The sequence below is a fragment of the Enterococcus mundtii genome (assembly GCF_002813755.1).
GTDB classification, from domain to species: Bacteria; Bacillota; Bacilli; order Lactobacillales; family Enterococcaceae; genus Enterococcus_B; species Enterococcus_B mundtii.
The window spans coordinates 656,719-682,666 of sequence record NZ_CP018061.1 but is presented as its reverse complement, the minus strand read 5'-3'; the positions used below and the strand labels follow the sequence as shown (position 1 = coordinate 682,666).

28 protein-coding genes are annotated in these 25,948 nt (G+C 35.5%); 1 reads left to right on the top strand and 27 read right to left on the bottom strand.

What is annotated here, in order from left to right; all coding sequences use genetic code 11:
- Window positions 1–122: 122 nt before the first annotated feature.
- A complete protein-coding gene (locus EM4838_RS03310) occupies window positions 123–2,978 on the bottom strand; it encodes a sigma-54-dependent transcriptional regulator (RefSeq protein ID WP_071865917.1) in 2,856 nt (951 codons plus the stop codon).
- Window positions 2,979–3,587: 609 nt separating this feature from the next.
- On the opposite strand from EM4838_RS03310, the gene EM4838_RS03305 reads away from it, so the two are divergent.
- Window positions 3,588–3,896 (top strand): DUF5960 family protein, encoded by a 309-nt coding sequence (locus tag EM4838_RS03305; protein WP_071865916.1) that lies wholly within the window; start codon window positions 3,588–3,590, stop codon window positions 3,894–3,896.
- 39 nt (window positions 3,897–3,935) lie between these two features.
- Here the strand turns inward: EM4838_RS03305 and EM4838_RS03300 are convergent, their stop codons facing one another.
- The 26 genes from EM4838_RS03300 to EM4838_RS03180 form a co-directional block, all read right to left on the bottom strand.
- On the bottom strand, window positions 3,936–5,198 hold the full coding sequence (locus EM4838_RS03300) for a LysM peptidoglycan-binding domain-containing protein (RefSeq protein WP_100917237.1): 1,263 nt from the start codon (window positions 5,196–5,198) through the stop codon (window positions 3,936–3,938).
- Window positions 5,199–5,208: 10 nt separating this feature from the next.
- Complete coding sequence (locus EM4838_RS03295; RefSeq protein ID WP_100917236.1) at window positions 5,209–5,406, bottom strand: phage holin; 198 nt, start codon at window positions 5,404–5,406, stop codon at window positions 5,209–5,211.
- Window positions 5,407–5,409: 3 nt separating this feature from the next.
- Window positions 5,410–5,661 carry a hemolysin XhlA family protein gene (locus EM4838_RS03290; protein WP_071867957.1) on the bottom strand — a complete coding sequence of 84 codons (252 nt, stop codon included), beginning with the start codon at window positions 5,659–5,661 and terminating at the stop codon, window positions 5,410–5,412.
- 99 nt (window positions 5,662–5,760) lie between these two features.
- Window positions 5,761–7,209 carry a BppU family phage baseplate upper protein gene (locus tag EM4838_RS03285; protein WP_071867958.1) on the bottom strand — a complete coding sequence of 483 codons (1,449 nt, stop codon included), beginning with the start codon at window positions 7,207–7,209 and terminating at the stop codon, window positions 5,761–5,763.
- Entirely contained in the window at window positions 7,206–9,398 is a 2,193-nt protein-coding gene (locus EM4838_RS03280) for a phage tail spike protein (protein ID WP_071867959.1), read from the bottom strand. The genes EM4838_RS03285 and EM4838_RS03280 overlap by 4 nt, the downstream gene beginning before the upstream one ends.
- On the bottom strand, window positions 9,395–10,156 hold the full coding sequence (locus tag EM4838_RS03275; protein WP_071867960.1) for a distal tail protein Dit: 762 nt from the start codon (window positions 10,154–10,156) through the stop codon (window positions 9,395–9,397). Before EM4838_RS03275 ends, EM4838_RS03280 begins: the two co-directional genes overlap by 4 nt.
- Window positions 10,156–13,611 (bottom strand): tape measure protein, encoded by a 3,456-nt coding sequence (locus tag EM4838_RS03270; RefSeq protein WP_081367474.1) that lies wholly within the window; start codon window positions 13,609–13,611, stop codon window positions 10,156–10,158. Before EM4838_RS03270 ends, EM4838_RS03275 begins: the two co-directional genes overlap by 1 nt.
- A complete protein-coding gene (locus tag EM4838_RS03265) occupies window positions 13,604–14,182 on the bottom strand; it encodes a Gp15 family bacteriophage protein (protein WP_071867962.1) in 579 nt (192 codons plus the stop codon). Before EM4838_RS03265 ends, EM4838_RS03270 begins: the two co-directional genes overlap by 8 nt.
- A gap of 8 nt (window positions 14,183–14,190) precedes the next feature.
- Window positions 14,191–14,640, bottom strand: coding sequence for a hypothetical protein (locus EM4838_RS03260; RefSeq protein ID WP_071867963.1), 450 nt, complete (start codon window positions 14,638–14,640; stop codon window positions 14,191–14,193).
- A 37-nt stretch (window positions 14,641–14,677) separates the two neighbouring features.
- Complete coding sequence (locus EM4838_RS03255) at window positions 14,678–15,226, bottom strand: immunoglobulin-like domain-containing protein (RefSeq protein WP_071867964.1); 549 nt, start codon at window positions 15,224–15,226, stop codon at window positions 14,678–14,680.
- Window positions 15,198–15,569 (bottom strand): fibronectin type III domain-containing protein, encoded by a 372-nt coding sequence (locus EM4838_RS03250; protein WP_071867983.1) that lies wholly within the window; start codon window positions 15,567–15,569, stop codon window positions 15,198–15,200. The genes EM4838_RS03255 and EM4838_RS03250 overlap by 29 nt, the downstream gene beginning before the upstream one ends.
- Window positions 15,535–16,002 (bottom strand): phage tail tube protein, encoded by a 468-nt coding sequence (locus EM4838_RS03245; RefSeq protein ID WP_071867965.1) that lies wholly within the window; start codon window positions 16,000–16,002, stop codon window positions 15,535–15,537. Before EM4838_RS03245 ends, EM4838_RS03250 begins: the two co-directional genes overlap by 35 nt.
- Window positions 15,999–16,400 (bottom strand): minor capsid protein, encoded by a 402-nt coding sequence (locus EM4838_RS03240; protein ID WP_071867966.1) that lies wholly within the window; start codon window positions 16,398–16,400, stop codon window positions 15,999–16,001. Before EM4838_RS03240 ends, EM4838_RS03245 begins: the two co-directional genes overlap by 4 nt.
- Window positions 16,400–16,726 carry a minor capsid protein gene (locus EM4838_RS03235; protein ID WP_071867967.1) on the bottom strand — a complete coding sequence of 109 codons (327 nt, stop codon included), beginning with the start codon at window positions 16,724–16,726 and terminating at the stop codon, window positions 16,400–16,402. The genes EM4838_RS03240 and EM4838_RS03235 overlap by 1 nt, the downstream gene beginning before the upstream one ends.
- On the bottom strand, window positions 16,726–17,067 hold the full coding sequence (locus EM4838_RS03230; RefSeq protein WP_071867968.1) for a putative minor capsid protein: 342 nt from the start codon (window positions 17,065–17,067) through the stop codon (window positions 16,726–16,728). Before EM4838_RS03230 ends, EM4838_RS03235 begins: the two co-directional genes overlap by 1 nt.
- A complete protein-coding gene (locus tag EM4838_RS03225; RefSeq protein ID WP_071867969.1) occupies window positions 17,061–17,453 on the bottom strand; it encodes a head-tail connector protein in 393 nt (130 codons plus the stop codon). Before EM4838_RS03225 ends, EM4838_RS03230 begins: the two co-directional genes overlap by 7 nt.
- Before the next feature lie 35 nt (window positions 17,454–17,488).
- Window positions 17,489–17,653, bottom strand: a complete 165-nt coding sequence (locus EM4838_RS16445; protein ID WP_157811368.1) for a hypothetical protein — start codon at window positions 17,651–17,653, stop codon at window positions 17,489–17,491.
- Between the two features lie 7 nt (window positions 17,654–17,660).
- The gene (locus tag EM4838_RS03220) at window positions 17,661–18,551 is read right to left on the bottom strand and encodes a hypothetical protein (protein WP_071867970.1); all 891 of its coding nucleotides are present in this window, start codon (window positions 18,549–18,551) and stop codon (window positions 17,661–17,663) included.
- Between the two features lie 16 nt (window positions 18,552–18,567).
- Complete coding sequence (locus tag EM4838_RS03215) at window positions 18,568–19,137, bottom strand: phage scaffolding protein (RefSeq protein WP_071867971.1); 570 nt, start codon at window positions 19,135–19,137, stop codon at window positions 18,568–18,570.
- 115 nt (window positions 19,138–19,252) lie between these two features.
- Window positions 19,253–20,416, bottom strand: coding sequence for a phage minor capsid protein (locus EM4838_RS03210; protein WP_071867972.1), 1,164 nt, complete (start codon window positions 20,414–20,416; stop codon window positions 19,253–19,255).
- Window positions 20,416–21,915, bottom strand: coding sequence for a phage portal protein (locus tag EM4838_RS03205; protein WP_071867973.1), 1,500 nt, complete (start codon window positions 21,913–21,915; stop codon window positions 20,416–20,418). Before EM4838_RS03205 ends, EM4838_RS03210 begins: the two co-directional genes overlap by 1 nt.
- Before the next feature lie 15 nt (window positions 21,916–21,930).
- Complete coding sequence (locus tag EM4838_RS03200; RefSeq protein WP_071867974.1) at window positions 21,931–23,229, bottom strand: PBSX family phage terminase large subunit; 1,299 nt, start codon at window positions 23,227–23,229, stop codon at window positions 21,931–21,933.
- Window positions 23,189–24,055, bottom strand: coding sequence for a phage terminase small subunit (gene terS / locus EM4838_RS03195; RefSeq protein WP_071867975.1), 867 nt, complete (start codon window positions 24,053–24,055; stop codon window positions 23,189–23,191). The genes EM4838_RS03200 and terS overlap by 41 nt, the downstream gene beginning before the upstream one ends.
- A 46-nt stretch (window positions 24,056–24,101) precedes the next feature.
- On the bottom strand, window positions 24,102–24,875 hold the full coding sequence (locus tag EM4838_RS03190) for a hypothetical protein (protein ID WP_081367475.1): 774 nt from the start codon (window positions 24,873–24,875) through the stop codon (window positions 24,102–24,104).
- A gap of 55 nt (window positions 24,876–24,930) precedes the next feature.
- Window positions 24,931–25,140, bottom strand: coding sequence for a hypothetical protein (locus EM4838_RS03185; protein WP_071867976.1), 210 nt, complete (start codon window positions 25,138–25,140; stop codon window positions 24,931–24,933).
- A 139-nt stretch (window positions 25,141–25,279) separates the two neighbouring features.
- The gene (locus EM4838_RS03180) at window positions 25,280–25,882 is read right to left on the bottom strand and encodes a Mom family adenine methylcarbamoylation protein (protein ID WP_071867977.1); all 603 of its coding nucleotides are present in this window, start codon (window positions 25,880–25,882) and stop codon (window positions 25,280–25,282) included.
- Between the last annotated feature and the right edge of the window lie 66 nt (window positions 25,883–25,948).

The following is a 25,948-nucleotide window of genomic DNA, read 5'->3' as shown; positions in this document are numbered from 1 at the left end:
CCCCACTTCTGTCGGAAGAATTTCCGTTAAGCACACTTTATTAAAAGCAAGAACCGTGCCAACTTTTAAAAGATACACTGCTTTATTTAATGGTTTCTTATACAATACACAAAAACGACACACTATTTTAGTGTATCGTTTTTGTGTATATCTTCATTAGTGTATTCTTTTTTCTCTAAATGGTTAGTGATCATTTTCAATAGATAATACACTTCTTCTAACGGAAACTTGACTTTGATCTTTTCTTCTAAATCATTTAGTGGCTTAACAATTTTAACATAGAGCGGATCGTTTTTAATCGAACGATTATCTTGATTTTCTAAAGAGAGCGGTTCATTTAAGATGACACGTTCAATCATTCCCGCCGCATGTAGAACAAGGTTGATCATAAATCCGTATTCTTTTACATCAATGCTTGCTGAATCCATTAACCCATCTGCAAATTTCCATAGAGGATCGATTAACTTTTCTCCATTGATAAATGTAAAATTATCTGCGATAAATGACACACATGTACTTTTGGCTGTTTCTTCATTTAATAAAACATCTTCGGTTTCATCTAACTCTGACTCTAACAGTAATTGATCTAAAATCACCTCAATGTTTTGATCAATAAATCTTTCCAAAGGAATGAATGGTGCATCGATATGCGGGTCCGTGATCCCAGTCGTCGCAATGATTTGGTAATTTTTTTGGATCTTTGGTAGCTTAGTTTTCAAATCGACGATAGACAAAGCAATCACTTCCAATTGAGCTTCTTGTCTTTTACTGACTGCACGCTCGATCAACGATTTGATTCGCTGTGCTGTTCCCTCTCCTGAGGCACAGATGGCCACTACGGCTTTTCGTTGCTTGTCGTCCGCTTCTGCAACATTTCCACTTGAGACTTCAGCATACCCTCGGAAATTCTTCAAGGATTCATAAAGCAAGTCAAGATCTGTTCCCAGCACCGACACTTTACGTACTGTTTCTAAAACTAAAGAAGTCGTGACCATATCGACTGTTCGGACAGGGATACCCGTATCTTGCTGTATCTGAGCATTGAAAGACGCAAGCGAACCCATGTCCACCAGAAGAATCGTACCACTTCCCTCATCTACTTCTTGCACACTCCGCTCAATCCGACTTAAAGCAGTTTTCGGGTCCATGTCTAGTGGCATATCCACCGCCCGGACGTTATCCGCATCTAGCAACTGTTGAACCACTTGCACCATACTGCTTGCGGTACTATTGCCATGTGCAGCCACAACGACCCCGATTCGACCACTTGCTTGATTGGCTCGTAATGAAACAAGCAATACAGTTAAATAGTAATCTTCACTTTCTGGGATTTCCACTTGGAAATACATTTCGATATGTTGCCGTACTTCTTTCGCCAGTGCGTATTCCTCAGGAAAATCAATGGCCATTTCTCGGATATTATCATTCGTATGCCGTTCTTCTCCTAAATGGATTCGTTTTAGAAAAGAACTGATATGCAGACTCATCGCATAAATAAAATTTTGTTGAAACTCGTATGGCAAAGATTGCTTCACCATGAGATAAATCTGATTCGTTACTTCAATGATTTTAGGATCGACAAATTCCGCCAACTTATTATCTGCATTAAATGAAAAACCGTGATCTTTATAGAATGACTTTAAATGGATATTGATATCTGTTGAGATAAAATGATTGATTGCTTCTTGGTCCAAGCCATCTGACTTGAGCAAAGCAGCTTTATCACCAATAATGTCGTAAAGATTATAAGGCAACTCATAAGAGTCTGCCTGCAACTGCATCACATCATCGTTCGGAAAAACGGTGATTTTAGGATCAAGTATCTTGGATAACTCTGCCATCTCTTTTCGATTACTTGCTAGTTGAATCAACCCACTACGAATCCCTTCAGTTAAATCATCGATCGTAATCGATATTTCAGGTTTGTTCATATGGTTTAGAAATCCTCGCGCACATACCAATTGGATATTCGACTTCAACTGTCCAATGTTTCCATAAGTAACACTGCCTATTAGCGCTTTCACAACATCTTCTGTTAAAGAAATTTTTCTTTGCGTACGATTCGCTTCGTGAGCAATCATGATCTTGACTAAATCGATTTTTTCATTCGCTGGACGTCGATCAAAAGCAGGTAACTTGATATTGATCGGAATACGGCGCACAAATGTCTCAAGTAGTGCCGAACCTGGATCTTCAGTCGTTGCACCGACGATCCGAACATTCGCTTCATGAGATTTCGTTGTTTCACCCAATCGGCTATAGGTACCATGGTCCATAAAATAAAAAATCATTTCTTGTCCTTCAGGTGGGAGTCGATGAATTTCATCCAAGAAAAGCATCCCGCCGTCCGCTTGATCAATGATTCCCATTTTCTCTTCTTCCGCACCTGTAAACGCACCTTTGACATACCCGAAAAGATGACTCATCAGTAATTCAGGGTTATTAGCATAGTCCGCACAGTTAAAGACGATCAACTCTGTATCTTCTTCCACCACATGGTTGGTTTTAGCAAAATGAAACATCGCATGAGCAAAATAAGTCTTTCCAGAACCAGTCGGTCCAGTGATCAAACAGTTCAACCCTCTGGGAGGATACAAAATGGCGGCTTTTGCTTGTTCCACTGAGTTTTTCATACTACCATTCGCTCCAATGATTTTGGCAAAAATATCTTTCGTATCTACTTGAAGACTCGGTTTTTTCACGTGAGTCAATTCTTCTTTATAACTAGGTACGTATTTGGATAATGGCTTTTCAATGATTGGACTTTCTTGATAGACATACCGAACCGGACGACCATCGGTTTTCTTCAACTTTCCTTCACGCACCAATTTGTTGAGATCTTTACTGCTATTAGTACGCTGGATACCCAAAACTTCCGCAATCTCTTGGGTCGTTACACCTTGATCATTTTCTTCTATAGATAAATGAGCGGTCTTTTCTTTGACATACGTATAAATTCGGTCAATTCGTTTTGCCAATATTTTCGCCCCTCTTCTCTTGTCCTTAAAACCTAATACTATTGATTTAATCACTATTCGTCAACTATTTATATCAAAAAGAAAACAAGATACGCTTAAAACAAAAAAGAACATTTGTTGTTTATTTATTAAGCAATTTAGACAAGTCTAAACGTATACTATTTTTTCAGATAACAGAAAACGATTACCTCTTTTTTACTTTGCGGGATATCTTTTCCAGTTAGAACTAGCGAAAATAGTAAACCAACTATTTTTACAGCCAGTCATTCTCCCAACGCAAAAAAAGCCTGACTCTGTTTGAGCCGGAAATCATTAGTGATTCAGAAAAAATGAAAAAACTCTATCCCTCGCTAGGCAAGGAATAGAGCCAACTGTTCATTAAGCTTCTTGAGCTACTGGATAAACAGACACTTGGTGTTTGATTATCATCGACACTCTGCTACGTTTTTTATTGCATAATTTATAAGGAATTTTGGTAATATGCTTTTGTCAGCTTTTTGCAGTTTTCTTCTATAAATACAATCAAAGTATAGTCAAAGTCGATTATCTTCACTCCATATTTACAGAATGAACATTCGTTCGTATAATTCACAAGTGGGGGAGATTCTTATGATTCTATATAAAAATAGGCTACTTTGGATTAGCTATGATCCAAAAAAGAAATTTGAAAGAGAACTTTATAAGTATTGGAATAATAATATTGAATTTTGCTTGATTGAAAACAAGTTGTTGATTCACTTATATGAATCTGACAAAAACTATTTTACTCTACCGGCTTCAAAATCTAAAACTAAGTCTAATGTTTATTTCTTATTTGATATCATTACCGATGTTCCCAACACTAGAGTTGAACATCAAAGATATAATTTTAAAAAAAGTTTGTTTATAAATCCTGAAGAAATAGGTTTAAGCTATTAATTAATTTATGTACTGCCCCTCGAAATCGAGGGGCTATTTTTAATAGTTTAATACTTGTCCTGGATAAATTAGATTAGGATTTGATAATCCATTTTGTTGTGCTAGTGATTGGTAGGTTGTTCCTAGCTTAGTCGCAATTGACGAAAGATTATCGCCATATTGGACCGTATATGTTCTAGTAGTGCTTACTGCGCCACTTACTTTTAACACTTGACCAGCATAAATCATGTTTGGATTACTTAATCCATTCAAGGAAGCTAAAGCTTGGTACGTTGTGCCATACTGAGTGGCGATTGATGACAAGGTTTCTCCGTATTGTACAATGTGCGTTGTAGTTGAGGGTTGTTGTGCAACAGTCGTGGAATCTGGTAAAAGTTCCACATTAGATTTATCGATCCAAGAAAGAATATCAGCAAGCAAGATTTTATTCCCATCTACTTGTCGAACCTTGTAGCTTTCACCTTTCACCCATTGTGGGATAGTCTCGCCAGTCACCCACTGATTAGCTGAGAAATTCACCTTAACTGTATCGCCAACTTTGATCTCTGATTTTGGTGTTTCACTTGTTTCTTCACCTGCATTGATTGCTGGCGTTTCTGTTTGTGGTTTATCTGAATTAGTATAACCATTATCAGTGACTCCTGTTAAATCGACATTTCCATCCAAGCCCCCTGCAATATAGTTCGAAGTAAACTGCCAAATTGCCACTCCATCCATTGTTGGGAAGTAGTTATAATTTGGAGTATTCGTCACAGAATTAGACGCATATGCCGCAATCCATAGAGAATTAGGGAATTCTTTTAGAATCCGTTGATAATCGACATATTGAAGCGTGAAAGGTTTATAGGAGTAGTACATTGGTGTGTACCCAGCTTCTTTGATTCTACGCATTCCATAAAGAATCGTATCAGTATTGGCTTTCTTGTCATTGATTGCTCCATGTTCAAAATCTAAGGCTACAATTGATCCTTTCGGTGTTTGAATCTTAGGCAAGAAATAATCCATTGTCTGTTTAGCGATATCCATGTTTCCATAGGTATCATACCAGATATAAGTATGCGCCCTTTTCCCTTGTGCAATTGCTGAAGCTACTTGAGTGGGATAAGTCCATTGAGTATACAATCCATTCGCATTGTAGCCACCAATTTGAGCGATTACAAATTTATCGCTATCGTAACCAAAACGTCCTGTTTCTCCTTGATAAATCGCCCAATCGACACCTTGGTCTCCTTTGGCAGCAAAGACATTCACAGGCAACAAAAAAAGAGCTACAAGAGCTCCTACAAAAATCTTCTTTTTCATCTTATTCCTCCTATTTTTTTGAGTTATACGCTGAAACACCAGTTACTACACCTAAAAATGTTGTAATGGAATTTATCGTAAAAACAGCTAAATCTGTTCCTTCCCATCCATAAGCTTTCCCTAGTGTAGTCACTAACATTGAGGCAGCTGGTAAAACAGTAAGTACTGCCCATTTGATTTTGTTGTAATACTTGTCAGGTAAAATCATCTCTTAACCTCCCAAAAATTTAGTCACCAAATACACAATGAGTGAAGCACCAACAGAACTCAACATACCAGCAATCGTACGCCAAGCCCTCCGTTGACTTTCTTTGATTTCTCGAATCGCTTTTTCATTTTCTTTCGCTATGGATAACGCCTGTCTAGCATTTTCCGTAACTGTATCAAGATGTTTTGTATTCTCTTCGATTCTTGCTAAACGTTGTAGAACTTCAACCCACATCGTTTCTTCTTGATTGGACAACCTATTCACCTACCTTCATAGACAAAAAAGCGCCTATAAAATACGCGCTCTGACCTTTATTTATATCTCTTTTTGCTCTAACTAAGTCATCATATCTTCTTATGCTCTGATTACTTCTTTTATATATACTTGATCCACACCCCATGCGTTTACCGAATCAGTGGAATAATTAGTTCCTGTCACTAAGGTCACTTCATCCCCAGTTTTAAATTCTCTTACCATTATCCAGCCAACATCGTTACGCCAGTTCAAATTCCCTCCGATTCCAGCTGCACGCCAATCATCTTCTCCATTAACTCGCATACCTAAGTAGGCGTAATAATCAGCATGATTAGTCTGACAAGTAAATTTGCCAATGAATTGAAGCGTACAATCTTTTAAAATAGTTAATGTTTTAGTATCATCTGATACTGTAAATAAGTCATTATTTTTTGATCGTTCATTATCATAAGAGTAAGGTTCGCCCCAATTTAATGTGGTTCCATCCTTAACGGGCACTCCTTCCAGTTTACCGCCATGCAGAGTTACACCAAAAACTTCTTGGGCTAAGCTTTTGCCATTAAATAAAGGTTGTTTTAGAAAATTCTTTGTGCCATCAACTTCTTGATCTTCTGATAAATTTACTGTTTTTTCAGTCAAAGCAATTTCATGCCAATTACTCCATGTTTGAGGATTACCGGTGAGTGATCGGATATAAACAGATAATCCAGTTTCAAATGTCTGCTGAGTAACAGTAGTGATTTTTTTAACCGTTAAATAGCCGTACAATGGTCCACTTGTTGGCATATTCTCACCAGAAGAACCTGCACAGTAATAAATACCTACATCTTGAATGTCATTCCAATCTTGACTGGAGATATAAGTATTCTTAAAGACTAATGCCCCATTTTCCAAACTAACTTGGGTTGCGAAATTTTCATCAGCCTCTGTTTTCGTATAAAAGTCGCTACTCTGAAATTCTTTTAGAGCTTCATCGATTGTCGCTAAAACTTCAGTTTGTGTATTACTAACATCATTCTTATAACTCTCTATTGTATTTTCTAAATTGGTGATTCGCCCCTGAATTGATGCAAACGTCGTATCAGTTTCTTCTATATACTCATTTTGAAGTTTCTGTAATTCTTCAATCAACTTATTGTATTCAGTTATAACCGTTTCAGCTTCAGAGGCATTGATATCTGCATTCCCTAATACAATAATTTCAAAGTCTGCTGTCGTATCTCGACTATCTCCAGAAGTAATAGAAAAGTAGGCACGTTCATATTTTCCAGTTACAGCAAATGCTTCACTAGGAAATGTGTACTCAAAAGTCCCTTTTTTTAATCCTTCTTCTGTGCTGTTAATATTATACGAATCAAAGACTTTCGTTTGATTGCGACTAGTTACTCCTTCAAAAGATAAAACACCTACTGATAAATCAACAGGTGCTCCGTTTCTAAAAATATTGACTGTAACTGTCTGTAACCCTTGATCTCCTACACGCCCATAAATAATAGGTTGCATATTAGGATTTTTGGAAAAATCAAGATTTAATATGGTATTAATCATTGCAAACCTCCTTTATGATACTTACGCTGATTTTTCTTTCTATATCCCATCTGACTTTCTAACGATTCGATTTTCTCAATCAATTGCTTATTAGTTAGACTGTTTAACATAATCTGTTTACTCATATCAATTCGTAAATAATGATCTTTTTCGCTTTCAGCACAAAGAAATGGCGAGTACTGAGCAATTAAACCTAACTCCCTTGAGTCATTTGGTTGTTTTTTAGGGTCCTTGCTTTGATAGTTTTGTTTTCTTTTAAAATCAAAGAATTCTAATTTCTTTGTTTCTTCTATTCCATCAACATCAGTAGCTGTAATATTTTCTTTTAAACGAATATCTGATTGAGTTAGCATTGGGAAGCCGTGCATATCAAAAGAGGAGTAAAAATCAATAGTAGAATTATTAGCAACACTTAAATAAGTTTCAATATTTGTGCCACCTCGTAAGTACACCCCTTCAGAGCTTACCTCGACACCACCTTGAACAGTACTTCCATTTGTATAATGTAGCCACACAGGTACTTGAACACCAACTAAACTAGTCGTTGGCGAATCAGCAGGATATCCATGACCTAACGAAAATTCTGTACGTTTTACTGATTCTCCAGCGTTTATATTTATATCGCTTTTAGAATTTAAATCCATGGCCAAAGAATCATTATTTACATTCACTGGATAAAACGATCCGAATTCTTTTCCAGTACGATCTTGGAATTGTATCTTGCCACCAGAAATCATTATTTTACCGTTGCTCCCAGTTGTTTCAAATGTACTCCCAGAAATAGAGACTCCTATAATATTTATTGCTCGTAAAGTTCCTGTAGTCATTCTATCCGCTACAATAGCGCCATTATTAGTCATTGCTAATTCATAAGTTCCATTATAACCAGTAGAACTAAAACCAAGACCACCAGCATTCCACCGCCATACCTCAGTTGCTGTATTAATATCCTTAGTATCCATAATTAAGAATTCTTGTGGATCAGCAAGACTCGGATAAATCACTACGTTACCTTTACCTGGATTTTTTATGATATTGGATGCTTCATCTTGTGCTTTTTCTAAGTCTGAAACCTTATCATTGATATTATTTATATTTTGTTGAGAATCATCTAATACCTTGGAAAAATCAGTTCTAGCTTCTCCTAATTCCACTGAGTCGTATCTATTAAGTGATACATCCCATACAGTCTTAACAATTTGAGCAGAGGTATTGATTCCCAGTTGATTAAATACAATCGTTACCCAATCACACAAATCGATTGATTCTAAATTTTTTAATTGTTCCTCTGATACTGAGCTAGAAAGATCAACAAAACTTGCTTTAATTGAAACTTTTGGAATCCCGACTTTATTATTTTTTATATAGTTTTTAACTAACGTCCTTAGTGAGTCAACATCAGTTGGTTCTTTGTCACTAAAATCAACCATCTGTATCCGACGTTGTGAGTAATTATCAACATAATCGCTATCTAAATATGTTTCAGGTAAAGTGATGATTTTCTCCTCTTCACCACTTCCGATTTTTGCCCAACCATATATTGAAGTGTAAGTACTTTCAATAGATTCTTCTTGATTAATATCCGTCAAGTTTTTCCCATAAGCGATGATTACATTTTTGTCGGTTCCTGCTTGAGACATCAATCGTACTTCATTATTATTAAAAATATATTCTCCACCGAAATTATCAAGAATGGAATTATTAACGCCTCCTAAAACTTCTTGTGCATTGGCAAATTTAGATGGATCTGTAAAATCAATTGAAGAATTAGTTGTGACATCACTAAAAAAAGTAAAGTCTCCTTTTGGCTCCATGCGATCTTTAAGTTGATTTAATGCTGTTTGGGCTGGAATATTATCAAATTTAGAACCCAATTTTACAATTGACCTTAAAAGCTGATACCTGTAATGTTCACAATAAACAGTGACTATACCATTTATCGGCTTTGTTATTTCTGAGATTTCAAAACGTTGACTTTTTGCTTGGCTAGTTGGTCCTGCATCTGCAACAATCCAACGGCCTAATTTTATTTCTGTATAGAGTGGAGCATTTACAGGATAATTAAACATCAGTTCATAAATACCATTTTTTTCCCTAGTAACAATTGGATTGATAGCATCTGTTAATGGACCGATACCTAGCGAGGACCAATTATTGTCTTTTTTCTCATGTAAAATAATCGTACTCATACAGCTAAGTTCCTCCATCTCGGTTTCATTTTGAACTGATCAATATTAAGAAAAGAAATTTCATTAACTCCTGGTTGTAAAACAATTGGATTATATCCTTCTGTATTTAAAAAACAATATTTTGAAACATTTATCCCTCCGTCTTTATAAGCGATGCCATTCTCACTATCCATAGTTATAATGCCAGTTCCTACTTCTTTAGCTATCCGGAATTGTTGACCATTGATATAGATATTACTGTCATTATCACTTGTTGTTTTGTTAAATGTTACAATTGGGAGGCTAGAAAAGGGTTCTGGATTTACAATTGTTTGCCCACTTATGATTTGTCTCTCGTCTTCTCCATCTAGTCGAAAAACGTATGGTTGACACTTGAAAGTAAAATCAATATCTAACCACTCACGCTTAATATCTTTTCCAGAAGTTCCGCTATAGCCTAAGGCTTTATAAAAATAGTCATTATATTCACTAAATATTAGAGGAGTATACTCATGGGATAAATAAAGCCACCCCGCTATATTTCTTAGCTGAGTGGCAATATTTTTATCTTGTTCTTTGAAGATTCTAACAGGAAAAGTTTTCTCAATATCTTTAAATCTTCCTTTATCAAATACAATATCTGAACTTCTTCCATCAACTTCAGTAAATTCCAGGGAAGCTTCTGGAATTACAAACTCCATTTCATTTCTGATCCGCATACTAAACTCGCTCGATCGTCTCCCGCGAAATTGAAAATAAGGAAGATTAGTAAAATTCATTATAGACGCCCCCTTGCTTGTCTTTCTGTCAACTTTGCTAATTCCAGTGAAGTTTCTTCAATCGATTTTTCACTAGATAAATCAGCATGTTCAATATTAAAGTTGAAATTTGGTGAATACGATTTAGATTTATTTGTATTATTTACAATCTGAGATCCTACCGATGCCAAGCCCATTTTAGAAGTACCAAGAGCTACTTCTGGCGTTATGGAATTCATTAAACCTGTAGATAGCTTATTCATAGCTGAATAGGCTGTTTTCGCATCAGCTTCAATACCTACAGCGACTCCTTGAGGAATAAATTTACCTACATAGTCTCGCATCCACCGAGAAGGCGAGTGAATCCCCAAAGCGCCTGTGATAGTATCTTTAATATTTCCAGCAATTTCAGAAACTGTAGAAGCTACTGAACTAACCATTGAACTAATACCATTGATTAATCCCTGAATTACATTTTTACCAATTTCAAATAAATCAATACCACTTAATGTATCTAAAATCGAACTTCCTATATCTGATGCTGCACTTATAACAGAACCGATAATACTTAATATACCGGAAACAAGATTCCTAATTAAATCAGCCCCTGCGCTTAGCATACGTCCTACAAATCCAGCAATAGTACTTAGTAGGCTTGTAATCAAATTAGTTCCTGCATTAATTAGTTGGCCTAATAAACTTAGAACGCCACTAATTAATGCACTGATCAATTGAACACCGGCTGAAAGCAATTTTGGGATTGCATCAAGTAAAGCACCCAATAAGGCGACTATTAATTGTAATGCCGCACTAACTAATTGAGGTAAAACAGAAATTACACCTTGAACTAAAGCTATAATCAGTTCTATACCTGCTTCTAATAGTTGTGGTATTGCGCTGACAAGTGCGGATAATAAAGCCGTGATAATTTGTATAGCGGCATCTATCAATTGTGGAATAATAGAGATTATCCCTTGAATCAAAGCTAGTAACAACTGAATACCAGCTTCTATTATTTGTGGTAATGCGCTAATTAAAGCAGTAATCAGTGACAAAACAATTTGAATTCCTGCACTTATTAGCATTGGCAAAACTGATATGATCCCATTTATCAATGCCATTAGCATTTGAACACCAGCACTTATAAGGGTTGGTAATGCTCCAATAATTGCTGTTAATAAACTAGTGATAATTACTGTTGCTGATTCTACTAATTGAGGTAAAGCCGTAATAATTGCGTTTATCAAAGTTGTTATAATTTGAAGCCCAACATCTAACAACATCGGCAAAGCAGTTACAAATGCTTCAATCAGCGTATTGATGATTTGTATTACTACCTCTATGATTTTCGGCAAAGAGGAGACAATCCCATCAATTAACATTGTTAATAAATTGACACCTGTTTCAATAATTTGAGGCAACAGACTAGTTAAAGCAGTGATCAGACTCGTAATGATATTAGTTGCTACTGAAACAAGCTCTGGCAATGCAGATGTAATCCCTTGAACTAATGTAATAATTACATTAGTGGCCATTTCAGTAAGTTTCGGTAACGCTGTGACAATTGCATCTGTTAAGGTTTGAATGATCTGTGTAGCAACCTCTGTAAGTTGAGGCAACATTTCAACAATCTTATCAACAATATCTGTAATAATAGACGTAATTGTTTCTATGATTTTAGGAAGGTTTTCAGATATAATGTTCGCAAAATTACCAATCGTATTGGATAACTGATCAAAAACTTTTGTGATACCATCTGCACTAAAATCTCCTGTTTTTGCCCATGCAGATATGAAAGAAACAACTAAAGAAATAACTAAGCCTAAAGGTCCAGTTAAGCCAATCGCTGCAATACCTACTTTCGTTAGGACTCCTACAACAAGAGAAATAACTCCTCCTATTTTTCCAAAAGTCCCACCGAGCTTTTCTAGAAGTGTTCCTGCTATCTCCAAACCTGTAGAAAAAATTCCTGATAATACACTTCCAATTTGTGAAAAGATTGGGCCAAATTTATCAACACCTGAGGAAATAACATTTTTTACTGCATTAGAAAAAGTTAATAACGCTGGTCCAACAATTGAAGCAATTTTTGATCCAATCTCAATAAGCTTTTGAAAGCCATTTACAACAGAATCAGATATGACGCTTGCCACATTTTGAAGTGTAGGTAATATTGATGAAAGTACAGACTTTAAAAACTCAAAAGCTTTAATAAGCCCTGTTTCTATAAGTTCTATAGTTTTCTGTACCCCATTTTTAAAAGTCTCATTTGTTTGATAGAAATATATAAATACTGCGACCACTGCACCGACTACACCAGCCAATAAAGAAAACACTGTTACACCAGCTGGAATAATTGCAGCTAACAACCCAAAAGCAGTACCTGAAACACCAAACATACTGACCATGCTACCTAACGCAGTAATGATGCCATATATTTTTGTTGCAAAAGATGCTAGTGTACCTAATGACAAAGCTGTCTTAAATCCAATATATGCACCTGTTGCCGCAACAAAAGCAGGTGCTAATAATTCAACTATTTTCAGTAACCCCTCAAATGCTGTTACTAAATCATCAGAATGACGGATTAAAACATCCATCCCTTTACCCATTTCTTCAAATGCTTTATTAATCAGCGCTTTCATTCCATCAATATTTTGCGCAATTGATTGCCCAGTAAGCTTTTGTGTTAATTCATCAAATTTAGTGATGATGTTTGCCATTCCTTTTGAAACAGCATTACTTAGATTTCCAAATGATGTAGCAATACCTAAAGAATTTTCTTTTGCTAATTCTGCTAACATCCCTGTACCAGTACCTAGTTCAATCAGTTTATCCTGAAACTCATCAAAGGTAACAGTACCTTCTTTTAGGGCTTTATATAAATCTTGTTGGGCTGATTTCCCTACAAAGCCCATTGCTTCAGCTGTTTTCTGTAAAGCAAGTGGCATTGTTTCCTGTAAAGTTCTCCAACTTTCTAAATCGACTGTACCAGTTGAAATCATCTGATTATATTGTTGCATTCCACGAGTCGCGTCTTCTGTAGATGCACCTGATGCGAGGAAAGCATTGTTTAAAGCTAAGACTGTATCTGTTGATTTATCTAGATCACCAGTGATAGCTGTCATTTGTTGTGTACTTGCTACAACATCATCTAGTTTCGTTGGTAATCCATCGATACCGTCTGATAATTTGTTGATTGATCGTTGAGAATCTTCAGCACTAAATCCTAAAGCTTTCATAACTTTAGGGAATTTTTGCATCGTATCAAAACGGCTGATTGCCGCATCTAACGAATTATTCAATACATTAAATGCCGCAGAAGCTACCTTGACAAGTCCTACTGAAGTGACTAAGTCTTTGATAGATACACCTGCACGATTACTATTTTTTTCAAGTTGATTTAGGTTTTTATTAAGGACAGTTACACCTTTACCATCAACTTCGACTGCAATTTCAACTCTTCCATCAGCCATCAGTTTCACCTACCTCTTTAGGTAGTGCATACTTTTGTTGTAGCTTTTTCATTCGTTCTCTTTCTTTGGATGAATCACCTTTGCTAGGTTCCCATGTCCTGATTTGAATGATTTTAGCGAGTATAGTATCGTCAGGTAAACTTTCTAACAAAGCTTGAAATTCTTCCCACATCATTTTCCCTTGTTCTTCAAATAGATTTATCCCAATTTGTCGGAAAGAGGCATAAATGTATTTAGCATCATGAATCAAACTGATTAGTTTCGTCTCCTTAACAGCATTTGGCATTGGGTTTCCTAAAATATCAGTCTCAATGGTTTCAGCATCGCCTACGGAGATATACTTTTCTAAAATATGCTCAAATAATAAAAACTGTTGCTCAGTCGTACCTTGAAAGTTCTCTTCAAAGTCACTGATCAACAGTTCTAAACATATATTCACTTTTTCTTCTGGAAACAATTCTGAATCATGCAAGACGTCAAAAACATCCAACACATTATCAAAAGCCAAATTAATTGGATACTCATTTCCATCAAATTTTATTTCGGTGACCAACGGATCATTTAACCGCATCTAATCACCTACTTCTTTTTTTTATTTTTCAAAGCTCTCTTCTTCATTAACTCAGATTTCTTCTTAGTAATACTGTCTTTTCGTTTTACTGCTTCTTTTTCGATTGCTTCAGCAACTTCAAAAGAAATTGGATCAAATAAATCAATTAATTGTTCAACATCACGATAGACAGAATAAATTTTTTCAAAAGAGCCTTCACCTAAAAGGGCATCATATTCTGCTTTTGCCAATTCTTTAGAAATACGAAGAATTTGAAGAGTATCTTCTTTATCTGGTTTGTCAGTATTTTTGATTTGTTTCAGTTGATTTTTTAATTCTTTCGCTCTCTCATCAAACTCAGATTGAACATCAAAGAAACGCGTTAATTCTTCTGTTGTTGTTCCGAAGAAAAATTCTAATTCTCCAATTTTAACTGGAAATCCTTTTTTTTCTAATTGAAATGATAGTTTATTACTCATAACATCCTCCTAAAAAAGAGAGAGTCTCTCTCCTATTTTATTTTTCTACAATTGGCACATCTGCTCTAACTAGCTCGTTGTCGTTTTCATCCGCTAGGTATACTTGAACCTTTTCAGTGACCGTTAAATTATTCTTATAATATTTAAATTTTGGATATTCACTCTTTATAAGCGGTACAGAATAGACATGAGTCTCGTCAACATATAAGCCTATTTTTTCAGCTAACGTTCCTTGATACGTACCTGTTACATATGTGCTTGTTCCTGGTATATATTCATCAACCGTCAGTATTTTTGTTTCAACGATTGCTGTGAATTCAATTTCAGCTATTTCAGATTCCAAATCATCAAAAAAGACACTCAAGCCATAAACATGAGTGTCTCCTTCTGATATTTCTGCAAATGTTTTAGTAACCTTACCTTCCACAATATAAGCAGTTCCAAAATCTCGACTGTCTTTATACGCTCTTCCACTAGTCGCCCCATCTGGACAGTCCGCAGTTACAGTGACAGTCATTTTCTCTGCATCATAAACGGCTGTCAGATTTTGGGGCGCCTTAGGGAGTTTGTACAAGAACAACAGCATCAGACCAAGCCGACCCCAAGGAATTTTCATTTAAGTAAGCGGCTTTTTCAATATCGTCTTTTCCTACACCTTTTTCATTGAAAGCTTGTACGTAGAAATAAATCTTTTCTCCGTCATTTAGAGTAGGAATATCGACTACAGCTAATGTCCATGTATTCTTTTCTGAATATCCCATAAATGTAGCATCGTTAGGATCAGATTGGTTAGCACCGCCATAATGAACGACATAAGCTTGTGCTTCGTTCACGCTATCCCAATTTAATGTAATTGATCCATCTTCATTAAATCCCCCAGTTACGTTCTGGGGCTTATGAGGGTGTAGAAGTTGATGGCACTTCCTCAGCTTCTGGTGTGCTATCAAAAGCAATACCGCAAGAGAAATCACCATAAGCTGTTGCATCTCCGACTTGTGCTACTGGCTCAGTGACAGTTGCCTTTCCGATACGCTGTTTTGTGCCTGAGGCATTTACAACTTTGAACCATACTTTTCGAGCATCACCAGATTTACCGATCATATTTTCGATCGCTGCCATCGCTTCGTTTTCTTCGTCATATAACCCAGTAAATGAATAACCTAGCTGATGAGAGGTAACGTCGGTTTCACCTTCTCCATTTCCATCATAATATCCGGTAGTTTCAGATTCTTCATTTGAATTATCATCGACATTAGAAATCCATTTTGCCAGTTCTAACCATCCGTCTTCGGTTGGTGCATCTGCATTTGTAGTTGTAATTAATTGAATAAAATAAGCTTGTAAGGCATTTTTCCGTCTCATTTATTTTCCCCCTCAAATGTGGTTAATTTTGTTTGAAAATCCAATAAAAAAACGAACCAACCTTGTTCATCCGCATCATTGATGAAAGGTTTGCTCGTTATAGTTAAATCGTTAAATTCAAAAGACCCATCAGAACTAGTGATTTCACTGATTCTTTCTAATGAATCAGATATAAGCCACAGCGTTTGTTCAATCTTAGAACCGTCTTGTGACTTCATGGCAATTTCATAGTTTAGTTGTTCATCCTTCACACCATTATAGTATTCCGTTAGAACTTGACCACCAGGTAATGGATAAATGACTAAACTCTCAACTGCTGAAAGATACCCCTTTTTTATTTTTATTGGGATATCAGGAATACTATTAATTTTATCTTTTATTCGATCAATAAAATCCATTATTTTATTCCAGCCCCTTTCAGATATGCTTTTTCCCAAGAAGGCATATACAAAGATTTCGCTTTTAAATCCCATCTTGGACCAGTTCCTGGTGTCGTATATTTTTTACCATTTAGATAAAATTGACGCTTCGCATATTTTGTTTCATACAAAATCGCACTACCAGAATTATTAATATGAGCGCTTTGTCTAAGTGTATTATCCTTTTTTGGTACAAATGGATTCATATCTGACATTGCTTGATTTGCTACAGCATACTTACCTCTTTTCATAGCCTGTGCGCTAACTTTGGCTCTTACTCCAGTTAAATCAACACTTATCCCCATCAGACTACCTCCAACTCATAAGAATAAACATCGCTTGAATATGCTTCAGTTACTATGTCAATTTTGGTAATAACATGTTCTTGGCCATCATAGACGACAATTGATTGTTCTTTAAACTTCGGCAAGGGATCAGTTAAACCTTTATAACAAAAAATCACAGCGTTATAAAGAAGCTGTTTTCCATTTGATGAAAAGGAGTATTGGCTCCCCCTATCAATACGACAAAAGGAGATCTCTTTTCCTTCTTCATAAATTGGTTTATTCCAGTCGCCTTCCCCTAGATATTCTTTATAAATAAAAGAATCAATTAAAAAATCTATTGGAGGTTTTGGCATTAACATGAGGGAACACCTCGATATAAAAGTCCTGTACCTTCAAGATAGACGTACACATCTTCAGATAACAAAGATGTATCCCCACCATTTTCTGACGACTTATTAGAGATACTCGTACGACCAGCAGAAAAACTTTGTGGAGTTTTGTTTATACTGTGATAAGTATCCCCTCCAACCTCATCAAAATAGATAATTTGAGCGCAAAGAGCTAATTTGAATTGGTTAACACGAAAATCAATAGGATCATCTTTAATATTATGAAATCGGTAGAAGTAGTTTGTTTCATTATCCAAAATGGCAGATGCTTTTAATAAATACTTGTCAAAGGACGATTTGAAATCATCAGTTTTTCCAGACAATTTTTTGAACTCTTCAAAGTCTATATATGTCATATGCCCCTCCTACTAAAGGAGGCATTAGCGCCTCCCTATTTTTGCTTCTTACCCTTATTTTCTTTGTCTTCTTTATTATTTTCTTTAGCTTCGTCACTGTTTTCAGTTACTTCTTTAAAATCTTTTGCTAACAGTTCTTTATGAAAATCACTATCTTTTTGTACTCTATAAACCATATTAGCTTTTTCCAATTTAATCATCTTTATATTATCCCTCCTGTGTAGCTGCTGGCTTAGTAGAAACATATAAACCATCTTTTTGTTGTTTTAAGACAAACAAATCATGATATAAACGATTTTGATATAAATATCCGTCTCCATTAGTATGATCACCAGGAGCGAATAGAAATACTGCATTATGTTTTGCTTTAGCAATTACCGCAGGTTTAGCAACTACCAAAAAGTTGATGTCTAACCCATCATCAGCTTTAACAAATCCTTCTGTAAAATCAAATTTTGTTGCAAAACGCTCCGTATCCCATACTTCTACTAAAGTAACACCATCAATAGAAGTTACTCGCGATTCTAATGCAGTCACTCCAACATTCTGATTTGTAATATTGCGATTAAATTCTTTAGAACGTTCTAAAAGATCCATTGTTTCTGATGAAACGTAAGTGATAATATTCTGTGGTTTATATTTACGAATTGGTAAAATAGCCGCTTTTAGTTTCGAGTAAACATTATCTACAGTTAAAATTTCTGAATCTGTCTTTTTATTACTAATTGCTTCAGTTGCCATCTTAGAGAAACGATAAGCATCTACTTCGGGTCCAGCTTCTTCAGTAATAAATGTATTTGAAATTTTTGCAGCTGCTAAATCTTGATCTGTTTCATCCACATCCATCGTGTCTACATAAAATTCGATATCACGATCAAAACCTAAAGTATATGTTTCTTTGTCATTTGAATATGAGCCAGTATTAAAGCCTTTACTACGTGAGTGATTCTTAAATCCTGTGGTAGATAGTGTTGTTACTTCAAAAGATTTGGCACCAGTCCAATTTACATTTGGTGTTTCAATTAAAGATGTCAATGTTTCTTGTGTTAATTTTTGATCAAATAAACCTGAATTTTTCTTTGCGTAGTTAATAGCCATGTCTTAATTCCTCCAATTATTCATTAGTTTTGAGACCCAAGGCTTGGGCCATTTTTTCTTCATTTGTAATTTGTCCACTACCCGTAGGATTTCCACCAGTTACAATTGTTGGTGTAGATTTGTCATTTGGATTGGTTTGTTGGAATAAAAATCCTTTATTTTCTTGCAAGCTTTTTAATTGTTCTTCAAAACCTTGCAAGCCATCATCTGTGACTTTGATTGTTTCTCGATCTAACAGATTCAAAACAATGTTTTCATCAAGCGCATTTGCTTCCTTTAGAGCTAATTTGATGGCAAAGTCTTTTTGTTGTTCAGCAAGTTTTGTTTCAGAATCAGATTTGACAGCATCAAATTTGTTTTGTAATTCGGCAAGCTGTTGGGTTAAATCTTCATTGCCTTTAGCTGATTCTTTCAGTGCATCCAACTCAGTTTGATTTGAGTTTAGTTGTTCTTTAAATTGATCACGCTCTTGCTCTGCAATAGAAAGATTCTTGTTTAAATCGTTAACAGTTTGGCCATGCAATCCCATGACTGAATTAACTTGCTCATCTGTCAAACCTAGTTCTTTTAATTGTTCTCTTTTCATTTTTCTTCATCCTTTCGAGTTTTAACGTGGCAACGACCACGATGGAGCAGTTTGTCTTTAACGCCTTAACAAGCTAAACAAGGCAAAAATAAAAAGCCTGAGTCATTGACTAGGCTTAAAAATCGTCGTATCTAAAATCTTTCAGCAGTGTATTAATCGGTGTATACACTTTCTCACGAGAATAGTTTCTATTTAAATAATCATTTGAGTCAACTAATTTACGTAATCGGCTTTGTGTAGCTCTGATTTTTCTTGTCCATTCTTTAGCATTTGAATCTTGACCAAGAGCTTCAGAGACCATTTTGTTCTTCTTGTATTTAACAATCTGTCTTTCTAAATACCGCTGTTTCTTAGTTAATTCGGCAACTTTTTTATTTTCTTTTGAATCGAATTTAGGTTGATTATTTGTACTTACACCAGGGATATATGGAATGTGCAAATGCTGACAATTTACACCTCGATGACCTCCTGCAGTTCCATATTCAGCTTGCCAATATGGATCATAGATACTTCGATACTTCCAATTTGATGGCAATTCAGATGTTTGCCTTAAATCTACAACATGACCTTGTATTTTAGAACAGGCATGCCTTGCTCCCATATGACTTGTAACTAGTATCGTATGGACCCTATATTCACTCATACGGTCTTTTCTTAACGTATCATAGGTATTTGCTAGGGTAGACTTTAAAACCGTTCTAACATAGCGTTCTAGGCTCCATGTATGCCCCCCTTTATCAATAAAAGTAGACTTGATACCTTTTTGTGCCCATTGCTGAACTGTCTTTTCCAAAGCTTCCTCAAAGGTAAATAGACCGCTATTGTATGCGGCAGTTGTTTTATTAATAATTTCCGAATACATTTGGGTCGTAGCAGTTCCATATCCAAAGTTAGTGGACAATAGTGTTTGATTCACGTAGTTATCAATATCAGACCAAACCTGTTCATAATAAGCGTTCATGATATTGTCTAGATTTGTCGGCAAAGGTTTTGCGTCGTATGGCAATTGGCTATCTAAATCTCTGACAATCTTCTCACCTGATTCCTCAAATATCTTTTCAACTTCGCTTTGTGCGATTCCTGTTACTTGAGAAATAACCTTTACAGTTTCTTTGTTAAATAAGTGTAATTGCTGAAGCTTTTCCCTCTGCCAGTCTAAAATATTATCGTGTCCGTTATTCAAGCGTTTGATAAGAATGCGTATCAGTTCACCTTCTAACGATTGATAAAGATGAGACATGTTACTGGACCATAAATCTAATTGATGCGGAGTGATCACTATTCTTCACTTCCTAATTGTCCTTCAAGTATATTTTGTTCATGTTCTGAATAATCCATCTCAAGCGTTTCTGCTCTGATCTCGTAGACTATTTTCTTCGCTTCCTTCTCTGTTACTCCAGTCAATTTTTGAATGGCTGTAAGTTTAGAAGTCAAGCCAGCAGTCAATAACTTAGAATAATAATCAGCTTTCGCATCTTGTGATTGGAAAACCCCATCATCAAAATCAATATTCATTCCAAAATCTTTGACAGGATTAAACAGTCCATATGCAGATGCCAATTCGAATATTGTAGTAATCAGTTCTTTCAGTGCTTCTTCTACGATAAGAACGTTGTCGGATCGAGTAGAAAAAGTTTCTGAATTTTCACTAATGATTTCTGTTGCTGTTTTGACAGATTGACCATCAAAACTAAATGTTCCACTAGAAAATCCTGTTTGAATTTCGATTATTCGCAAAATAAAATTGATACTTTCAATAAATTCAGCAGACCGTAAAGATGGAACAAATTCATTAATAAAAGGTTCGTCTGATTTAAGATGTTGAAATACAGAAGTCTTACTATCAAATCGCTTAATAGGTAGGCCGTTATTATCATATTTCACTTTGAAGAAATGATCTGATGCTAAAATCTTCCGCCTACCTTCTTCAATTTCCCACATGAATTCATCATATTTCTCGTTTATATCTTTGATTTGTCGTTTTGCATTGTCGATAATGCCTAAACTTAGTGGACTATCTAAATCAATATTATTTTTACCTGCCAACTTTATATATACAAACAATGGACGACTGAAGCCTTCCAAAACTGTCTCTTCGCTTAAATTCTTGTACTTATCTAAATAACTCAGCGGAATCCTAACACCTACTTGGCTTTGCTGTTCTGATCGATACAATTCATTCCTTATAACATAGGTTTCATTTTCCCATTCATGAAACTCTATCAACGTATAGTAAATTGTTTTTTGTCCTTCGGCTTGTTGTGATTTCGTGACAATTGCAGCTTCTGAAATGTCATTAGTATTTGATTGAAGTGGAAAAAAAGTGTCAGCACGACAGAAAGATATTTTTATTTTATTTGTACTGGTATCTACATAAGGCCTTAAAGCTAATCCGCCGATGGCATACCCAGCTTCTAACTCTTCCCCAAAGTTCTTTCTAAATTTATTATCGGCAAATACAGACTGCAAAAATTTATCAGCTTCATCATCATCTAAGCTGATATTGCAACCATCATTGAACACTAACTTAGATAATTTTCTAGCAACTACTTTGGACACATTTAACGAATGAAATGGCCGTTGTTGCTCTTTTCCATCGCTATTGATATAAGAGACGTTGCCATAAATGTTTTTATAAATTGTTTTGTTGTCTTTGATTCTTTCCAACTCACTAGAATCCATCGCTATTTTTGGGTGATCTGTGATACTGTTTAATGTTTCAACCATTCCTATTTTCGCACCTCCAATCTTGAATAAAGCTTTTAATTTCTCGAACATTTCCCCACCTCTTTTCTAAGCGATGTAAGTTTTGTAAAAATAGTTATTTCCATATCTCGCTTCATCGAGAGCATGGTTGTATTTATCAATTGGTAATCCATTGTCATTTCTCACATACATTGATATTTCTTTTTCAAAACTATAGTGATCATATTTATCACCTGTTTCCAAAATAATAAATTGACCGCTTGTCATAGTATTTTGTAGCCTTTCAATCCCTACCTCGATTTTCAATCCGTTGCTAGCCACTTTATCTGAACTATTGTTGTCTGCTTTGTCGGTATCAATACCAATCAAATCCAACTCAGTTCTTAGTGTTTTACATGCTGGATCGACAAAGAACCAATTCCAATGAGGTAGAGAACTCCATTTCGTGTAACACCATTCCACAAACTTTTTAATTTCTTTCGCATAAACTGACATTGCTTTGGTTTCACCTGTATCCGTTCCGCTGTGATAATAGTTAGCTAAACGATATAAATAGAATTTACCCTCATGATGAGTAACAACCCAAAAGGCGCAAGTCGTAGCATCTGCTTGTCCTCCATCGGCTGTAAAAAAGGTTTCTACTATATTTCCTTGAATGACATCAGCTTTATTTTTCTTGCCAAACATGGAGTAAATCACACCTTGTGGCAACACCCTATGTCCATACCAGTCACGTTCTAGAAGATATTCACTACTTGATAACTCATCGTATAATTGTTTTTTTCGGTCTTCTCCAAGTATTGGGTTATCATTCGGTGTCCAGTGACGAAATAAAAAACGTCCCGACTTCTCAAAACGTTCTAATAATTCAAGATTTGGATGATTCGGAGCTGGCGGATTTTGTTCGCCTAAGTGATAGCGCCATTCAGCAGCAAAGGTTCGTCTAAAACACTCATTAATAAAATCTTTGTGCAATAGATTGAATTCAAGAAATGTTACGGATCCCAAAGACATACCTGTAATGGCACCGACTGAATTTATTTTCCCTCCGCCTTTGTAATAGATTTTCTTTTCACCGTTCGGAGCATAGAGTAATAGATGATCGCCATGTTCGTCATGACGTATATCTGAACAACCGTCGAAAATATGGACTAATCCTAATCCATCGCCATCCATAAACATCCGATATGCTTGTTCTTGGTTGTATGCAGTCACGAGATGGTTCTGGTCAGGTGATTGTAAATAGAAATCTGCCATTTTAAAGATGTCAGAAGTAGTTTTCCCACTCCTTGGTGTACCTTCGTTCAACTCAAACGTTATGCCTTCAGTAGGTTGGTTGATGTTTTCAATCTGTTTCTGACTGAATTGTAGCTGAACCACTGCCATCTCCTCCTAACTTAACATCCAACAAGGAACGAAGTAACTCGTTGACTTTACCACTAGATGTTAGCTTATCAGCTGTATTCTCAACAATCTTAGTTTCAGCTGATAATTTTCTCACTTGAATACTTGCGAGCTTAGTTCTTTCAGCCTGTAACTCTAATTCATTAAACAGCTTAATTGTTTTTGTTAGGTTATTGCTGATTCTCGTCAATGCTTCTTCTAAAGATAAAATATTATCTATTTTCCGATAGGTTTTCCTTGTTACTTGAACATCTTGCATAACCTCACGCTTGATTTCTAGCTTCTTACCATCCTTTTCGATTGGTGTTTTAATCTTTCGCAATTGTTGCAGGCGGTCAACCTCTTCATCGTTTAAACCTGACTCGGCTTCTTTTATCCGTTTCATCATTCGCAATTGCCTTATCTTCAGCAACCGTATTTCCTCAGACAAAACAAAAGAAGGATCATCATCCAAACTTGAATAGATGTCCTTCTCGTCATCGCTTAATGTATCAAAAAATATTGTTTCATACTCACCTGTTTTCAAAGCGTTCTTGTTTCTCTTAGGTGGTGATGCCCTGCTGTTCCCTTTATTCCCTTTAGCATTCTGATTACCAAAAGGAGCGCCTCCTTGATTAGTAACGTTACCTTTTGCATTGGTAACATTACCTTTCAATTCAGCACTCCATTTATCTATTGATTTCCATTTTCTAATTTGAGAATCTGAAACATTTAATTCTGATGCAATTTCTTTCAATTGCTTTTCTCCGTTGGATTCTAGCCAAATCCTTTTGGCTTCATCACGTCTTGGATCACGTTTTCTTGCCATTCAATATACACCACCTCACAATCTAATTTGGTTGAGTTTTGTTTTTCTATTTCCCTTGTTTAGCTTTATCCCATTCTATTTTCAAATACAAAGCTATTATTTTAGAAAAATAATCGATAGCTTGTTGATATCCTCTTAATTCTTCCTCTATTTTTTTAAGCCTTTCATCGTATGAATCAATACTTGTTTTGATACTTTTATATTCGTGTTCATCATCATTGAGATTTCCTTCTGGTTTCGCAAGTATTTCTTTCAATTTTGAATCGTCGTATTTTAAATTAAAATAAAACATCTTTTCGTATGCTTCGTCTAAATAGTTGTTGTACATCTCTTTATATTTAGCATTTTCTTGATATTTATTATCTTTATACAACTCTACTAACAGTTCCACATACTTTCGAATATAACTATTCTTATTTTCGTTCGTTGAACTATTTAGTAAAATACTCTCTATGTTATCAGAGATCTTTATTACAGTATTACTTATATAAATTCCTTCTACTGCTTCAGGTGATTTTATTGAATTAAAGTAAAGCTTAAGTAATTCAGATGCTTCTTCAATCTTTAGCCATTGTTCATAAAAATCGATTTTCTTTTTTTGTAATGATAAAAATAAAGAAATCAGTTCTGATGATTTTTGTCTGACTTCACCTATCCACTTTATCCTTGCTTTAGCCTTTAAATCTGCATCTATTTTTGTTCGAGTTATTTCCTCTTCAAATACTTGTTGTTTTTTACTTTGTCTAAAATCAATAAAAACATTAGCACCAATGCCTAAAATAGTTCCAATAAAAGGTACCCATAACTTCCACCATTCCATAAAAACACTCCCAATATATTTTACTTAAAGTATATCAGGAATTTCATGAAATTTGTCAATCATGATAGATATCCTTTAACATTAAATCAGCTTCAATCAATATCTTTAAATCGGAAACTTTATCCAACTTGATTTGTCCTGACTGGAGATTTTTAAGCCATTTCCCCAAAGCCACTCGAATGATTTTCTTATATTCATCAATAGACTCTGCTTTCTCCATCGCCTTTTCAATCTCATAATCTAAATCAAAGTTTTCGTTTTCCATTGTCTAAGCACCCCTACATCTGTTATGATGCTAAAAGACACAGAGGGTGTCGAAAATCCACGCGTGGGAATTCTCTGTGTCTTCGGGGACTTAGTGTCCTCGTTGAAGTAGTCGAGTGTTAGCGCACTCGGCTTCTTTTTTATTTTGGATATGGTTTATTTAGTTTAATAATTTGTTTTCTGATTTTTTTATTTAATGGCATCAAGTATTTATGTTTACCATTTGATTCATACACTTCTGCTTTAGGATCAACATGTTTTCTCAAGAAATCCAGTCTCTGTGAGCCAGTCCCATACTTAGCATGAATTGACTTAGGATGTGTCTTTTTACCATGGATTATGAAATACCGTTCACCACTGGTTTTACCTTCATAAATCCAGTTAGTTGCTTGATATATTCCACCATGGTGATTTTGATCTGTATCAGCATAACTGACAATCAACTGCATTTCTGGATTGAATTCTTTTAAGAATTTAATTGCTTTAGCTAATATTTCAGAAACGAATGCTTTATGTTTTGTTAAAGCTACTCTTGTTAGCTCACAGCATTCTGTTTGCTTTAGTCCATATGGGCTCCCTATACTTTTATTTGCTCCTCGACTGAAAATTACTACACCTATAAATTTTCCATCTTCCCATGCTCCAATTTTGATCAGTTTCCCAACCGGAACGCTTTTGCTGTAATGAAAATGGGTACAAGCATATCTAGTAGCTTCATGAGTAGCCCAATCAACTTTCAACATCTCGTAAATCGAACTCCTTTCCACAACATGGGCAAACAATCATTTTGGGTTCTAGAGTTGTCAAAT